Below are 5,803 nucleotides of genomic sequence, written 5' to 3'. Positions count from 1 at the left end.
CGCCTTCGTCACGATGATCCCTCCATGGTCGGATTCTGGGGGGATCATCTCGCACCAGGCACGCTGGCGCTAGGTGTGCACTATTTGACGCTCACCCAAAGCCTATATTCCTTCGTGCACAAGAAAGGAGAGAAGCCAGGTGACCGTTCGTTCCATTCGTGTCAAACTTGCGGTGGGTTCCCCGCAGTACCGCGACGTTCGGCGAGGATTGTGGAAAACCCACGAAATCATGAACCAGGGCGTTCGCTACTATTGCGAGTGGTTGGTGTTGATGCGGCAAGAACCCATCTATGATGAAGATGAACACGGACTAACAGTCGTCCAGCGAACCCGTGAGGATATCCAAGCCGAGCTCTTGTCGCGTCTACGTACGCTGCAAAGTGCGCACCAACACAGTGGTGATATGGGAACCGACGAGGAGCTTTTGTCTTTGATGCGTCAGCTGTACGAGCAACTCGTGCCGTCAAGTGTTGACAAGAACAAGAGCGGCGATGCGCGAATGATTGCCCGCAACTTTTTTAACCCGTTGACTAATCCTAATTCACAGGGTGGATTGGGTATATCTAATGCTGGACGAAAGCCTAAATGGCTCTTGAAGAAACTAAGTGGGGATCCAACCTGGGAAGAAGACTACAAAAAGGCAATGGAGCAAAAGCAGGAAAGCTCTGTATCCTTTCTGTTACTGGAGCTACGGAGGTTTGGATTGCACCCTATTTTTCTCCCTTATACAGATACTGTACTAGAAGTGAGCTGGGCACCTAAGAAGGCGCGACAGTGGGTGCGAAAGTGGGATTATGATCTATTCCAACAGTCGATTGAGAGAATGCTCTCATGGGAGTCATGGACCCGCCGTGTGAAGGAACGATTTGAGAAGCTGGTTGAGAGTGAAAAGAAGTTTTATGACGAAAACTTCGCGACTGATCCGGAATTTATAAAACTAGCAGAGACGCTGGAAGGCGAACTACAGGCGTCCTCGCAGGGCTTTGTGGCTGTAGATGAGCATGCTTTTCAAATTCGTCCAAGGTCGATGCGTGGCTTTGACCGCGTTGCCGACGAATGGTGCAAGTTGGCCGATGATGCCCCCATCGAGGAATATGAAGCTGCTATCAAGCGGGTGCAGGCCCGGTTGGGTCGCAACTTCGGATCCTACGTCCTGTTTGCGCACTTGGCGAAACCTGAGTATTGGTCCTTATGGAGAAGCGATCCAACCAAAATATTGAGGTTTGCTCGCCTTCGCGCATTGCAACGGGCCGTGGCGAGGGCCAAGCGTCATGCTCGTCTCACTCTTCCGGATGCCATCCACCATCCGATATGGATCCGCTATGATGCAAAAGGGAAAAATATTTACTCTTACAGATTATTAATTCCTGAAAAGAGAAGTAAAAGGTATTACGTAGAATTCTCATCATTGATCATGCCGGACGGAGAGAACCGCTGGGCGGAACACCGAAACATTCGTGTCCCGCTAGCATTTTCGCGGCAGTGGGAGCGCCTTCATTTTAGTATTATGGAAGACGGATCCTTATGCGTTCAGTATCGCGATCCGGGCGTTGACGAACCCCTGCGTGCCGAGTTGGGTGGCGCCAAGATTCAGTTTGACCGCAGGTATCTGATTCGCAGGTCATCCACGCTCTCAGCTGGCGAATGTGGTCCCGTCTACCTCAATGTGAGCGTGGATGTGAATCCGGCTCACCGCCCGGACGTGCAGGTCCTCCAATCTGCGAAACTCGTTTCCGTGAGTCGCGACACGAATCGGATTTATCTGCGTCCGGAAAATCTATCAGCCTATTGGAAGTCCCAAGGTGACGGAACTCTGCCGCTTCGTGTTATGTCCGTGGACCTGGGTGTCCGGTCCAGTGCAGCCGTTGTCATCTGCCGCTTGGAGCACCGAGATTCCGTCGTGTCTTCGGGACGACGCACGGCTACGATATATAGAATTGCGGGAACCGACGAATTTGTGGCGGTGCAAGAGCGTGCGTTTTTGCTTCGTTTACCGGGTGAGGGGAAGGGCACCAACGAGGATGCACCGCTTAGGGATGTCTATGCGCAGCTCGGTACAATCCGCCAAGGAATACAGATCCTGAGGTCACTGCTGCGTCTGTGCGACACTAAGACCCCAGACGAACGGCAGGAAGCCTTGCACGGTCTCGCTCAGTCTTTGGAGCCCAGCGGCGCCTGGAAAGATGAGCTCCATCCTCACCTGGTCATGCTTCAAGGTGTAGTGCATGATTCGGTGGATAATTGGAAACAAAAGGTTATCAGCGTACATCGACAGATGGAGCGAATTTTGGGACACGCCGTGCGCGAGTGGAAGGTAGCGCGAAAAAATGCAGGCAAACCACCGATTCGACGCGGTGCAGGTGGATTGTCACTGCGCAGAATCCGACAGTTGGAGCAGGAACGTCGAACGCTGGTGGCATGGTCAAATCACGCTCGTGAACCCGGCCAGGTGGTGCGTATCAAGCGGGGTACCCAGGTGGCGCAATGGTTGGTGGAGCGGGTCAACCACCTGAAAGAGGACAGACTCAAGAAGTTGGCGGATCTTCTGATAATGACAGCATTGGGTTATGTCTACGATGAAACGAAGCCTTCTGGGCATAAATGGGATAAACGCTACCCGCCGTGTCAGATCATCCTGATGGAAGATCTGTCGAGGTACCGGTTCCAGAGTGACAGACCTCCGTCCGAGAATAGCCAGCTGATGGCTTGGAGCCACCGCAGACTTCTGGAGATACTGAAGCTGCAGGCGGACCTTCATAAGCTTATCGTGGGCACGGTGTTTCCGGCGTTCTCGTCACGGTTTGACGCACAATCTGGTGCGCCAGGGGTTCGTTGTCGTTCGGTCAAGAAACAGGATATCGAGAACGCGGCGCAGGGGAAGGGCTGGCTTGCGCGTGAGCTGCAGCGCTTGAACTGGACATTGGAATGGTTACAACCGAATGATCTCATTCCGACGGGGGACGGTGAGTTGTTTGTGACGCCGGCGTGCTGTGATCGGCAGAAAGGGATCAAGATTGTTCACGCAGATCTCAATGCCGCTCAGAATCTGCAACGTCGGTTTTGGGGCGGTCATGCGGAATCTCTGTGTCGCGTTACCTGCGACGTGGTAGAGCGGGACGGCAGGCGCTATGCTGTACCGCGAATTAGTAATGCCTTTGCTGACTCCTTCTACAAAGTGTTCGGGCAGGGTGTATTTGTGAGCACCGACGAGGAGGACGTATATCGATGGATGGTTGGAGAGAAAATAAGCAGTAGAGGACGGAGTCGCGGTAGAACGTCTGACGAAGAAGCCGAGGCAGAGACGTGGATCGACGAGGCCCGTGAACAGCAGGGTAAGGTGATCGCGCTGTTCCGAGATGCCAGCGGACAGATTCATGGAGGGGACTGGCTGGTTGCAAAAGTGTTCTGGGGATGGGTGGAGAGGTTAGTGACAGCGCGTTTGCTCAGCCGAATGTCGGAGCGTGAAGCCGCGGCTCACAAGGAATGAAAGGTGAGGCGATGCGCGGTGTCCGCAATTCCCGTACGCATGCTAAACGAGCTCATCTACTGTGAACGGCTCTATCATCTCATGCATGTGCAGGGGTTGTTTGAGGCTAATGCGGACACTGTAGAGGGGGCTGCTCAGCACCAACGGGCAGAGCGCCGTCGGCGGCCATCGGACGTGGGCGTAGAAGAACTCTGGCCGCAGCCTGTTCAGTCCCTACACCTTGGCGATGCAGTCCTAGGTATTGTCGGCAATTTGGACACCATTCGCGTCGACGAAAACGGGGAGTGGCAACCCGTCGAAGCCAAACATGCGTCAGCCCCATCCGGCGGCCGTTCCTTTGTAATCCGTACGTGGACGTTGTCCGGCGACGCATGGCCGAATGATCAAATCCAGTTGTGTGCCCAAGGCCTTCTGCTTCGCGCAAATGGCTTACCCTGCAATTCCGGTCAACTGTACTACCGAGGCAACCGTAAACGAGTGACGATTGAGTTCACCCAGGATTTGATAGAGGCTACGCTCTGGTGCGTTGCTCGGGCTCATGAGTTGGAAAACCAGCCGATGCCACAGCCTTTGGTTGATTCGGATAAATGTTTCCGATGCTCCCTTAACGCGATATGTCTACCTGATGAAACTAATTATGTAAACGATAAAGTAGATGACGTTCGGGATATTGTTCCGAAACGTGCCGATCTAGGTGTCCTCTACGTATCGGAACCAGGCACGCATCTGGGTAAGAACGGATATGAGCTGGTCGTTGTCGCTCCCGAAGGTACGCGTTCCTCGATTCCATTAAAGGACATCGCACATATTGCATTGTTCGGCAATATCCAAGTCTCTACCCAACTGTTGCACTACCTGATGGAGAAGGGTGTAACCGTTAGTTTTTTGACAGCCGGCGGGAGGTTGGTCGGCCAGACACACAATCTAATCACGAAGAATACACACGTACGCCGTGCGCAATTTGTAAAGTTTGAGGACAACGACACGTGTTTGTTGTTGGCGCGGGCGGTGGTACGGGCGAAAATTTTAAACCAACGTACGCTGCTGCGTCGTAACGCGAAGGAATCCACCCTGTCACTACTTCGTGATCTCGGTGATCTTGCCCGGGCCACGTCCACTGCGGACTCGCTTGCCACATTGCGCGGTATCGAAGGAATGGCTGCTAAACTGTACTTCTCGGGCTTCCCGTCGATGCTACGGAGCTCGATGTCTCTGGATGGCGACATAATTATGAGTGGACGGAACCGGAGGCCTCCCAAAGATCCCGTCAACGCTATGTTGTCATTCGCGTACAGTTTGTTAGTGCGCGATGTATCCACGGCGATTGCCGCGGTGGGGCTTGATCCGATGTTTGGGTTCTATCATGCGGCTGAACCGGGCCGTCCAGCTCTTGCACTTGATCTCATGGAACCTTTCCGCGCATTAATTGCGGATTCTGTAGTTATTCGTTCGCTGAACACTAACGAAATCCAATTGCATGATTTCTACATAGGCGCAGATTCGTGCAATCTCAAAACGGCCGCGCGCAAGCGATTTTTGCAGGCATATGAACGGAGGATGCACGACACTGTGACGCATCCAATATTCGGTTACAAACTGTCGTATCGCCGGATGCTTGAATTGGAGGCTCGCATTTTGTCCCGTTATCTTATGGGTGATATCGCGTTGTATTCACCGATTGTGACGAGGTGACAGGCTTGCGGCGGCACGTACTGGTGAGCTATGACATCACTGATGCGAAACGTTGGCGTCGGGCATACAAAATCATACGAGGATACGGGAAACATGTGCAGTATTCGGTTTTCTTATGCCAGTTGACGGATATGGAAGAGGTGCAACTCCGGGAAGCACTTTATGATGTGATTCACAAGGAATTGGATCAGGTTCTGTTTGTCCGGATAGGCCATGTAGAGTCTAATGCTTTGCAACGCAACATCACCATAATTGGTAGAGAGTTTGTCCCTCTAGATTTGAAGAGACTGATTTTCTGACAGATAGGTTGCGATGTTGCATAGCTCGCTGTAAAATGAAACTAGCCGTTAGGCGAGCCACGACCTACAGGGTTGTAGGCTGAGCGGGACCTTGTGCCGACGCCTCAGAGACGGGGCATGTCCCGCGCTTCGATCCCTTGTTCAGCGTTCTGAAAATCGAGCGCCGACTCAGGGCAAGATCCTGGGGCGGCGCTCGAAACCTTGTTACGACGGCAATAAGTTGTCTCATTTCTTGGTTGCGGGCGGGTGAGTAGAGGATGTCAGACGGGTCGAGAAACCTGGTTCTCGATCTGGGGACGGAAGTCCCACGCTAGGCCTTGCCTGC

3 protein-coding genes are annotated in these 5,803 nt (G+C 53.2%); all 3 read left to right on the top strand.

Going from position 1 to position 5,803, the window contains the following annotated elements; genetic code table 11:
• Window positions 1-139 precede the first annotated feature (139 nt).
• The 3 genes from cas12b to cas2 are packed head-to-tail and all read left to right on the top strand — an operon-like array spanning window position 140 to window position 5,478.
• Entirely contained in the window at window positions 140-3,487 is a 3,348-nt protein-coding gene (gene cas12b / locus BLU70_RS13925) for a type V CRISPR-associated protein Cas12b (protein ID WP_074693942.1), read from the top strand.
• 18 nt (window positions 3,488-3,505) lie between these two features.
• Window positions 3,506-5,179 (top strand): CRISPR-associated endonuclease Cas4g/Cas1g, encoded by a 1,674-nt coding sequence (gene cas4g/cas1g, locus BLU70_RS13920; protein WP_176780924.1) that lies wholly within the window; start codon window positions 3,506-3,508, stop codon window positions 5,177-5,179.
• A complete protein-coding gene (gene cas2 / locus BLU70_RS13915) occupies window positions 5,176-5,478 on the top strand; it encodes a CRISPR-associated endonuclease Cas2 (protein WP_338082092.1) in 303 nt (100 codons plus the stop codon). Before cas4g/cas1g ends, cas2 begins: the two co-directional genes overlap by 4 nt.
• Window positions 5,479-5,803: the final 325 nt, after the last annotated feature.

Source organism: Alicyclobacillus hesperidum, from assembly GCF_900107035.1.
Lineage (GTDB): Bacteria > Bacillota > Bacilli > Alicyclobacillales > Alicyclobacillaceae > Alicyclobacillus > Alicyclobacillus hesperidum.
This window is presented reverse-complemented; position numbering and strand designations above follow the sequence as displayed.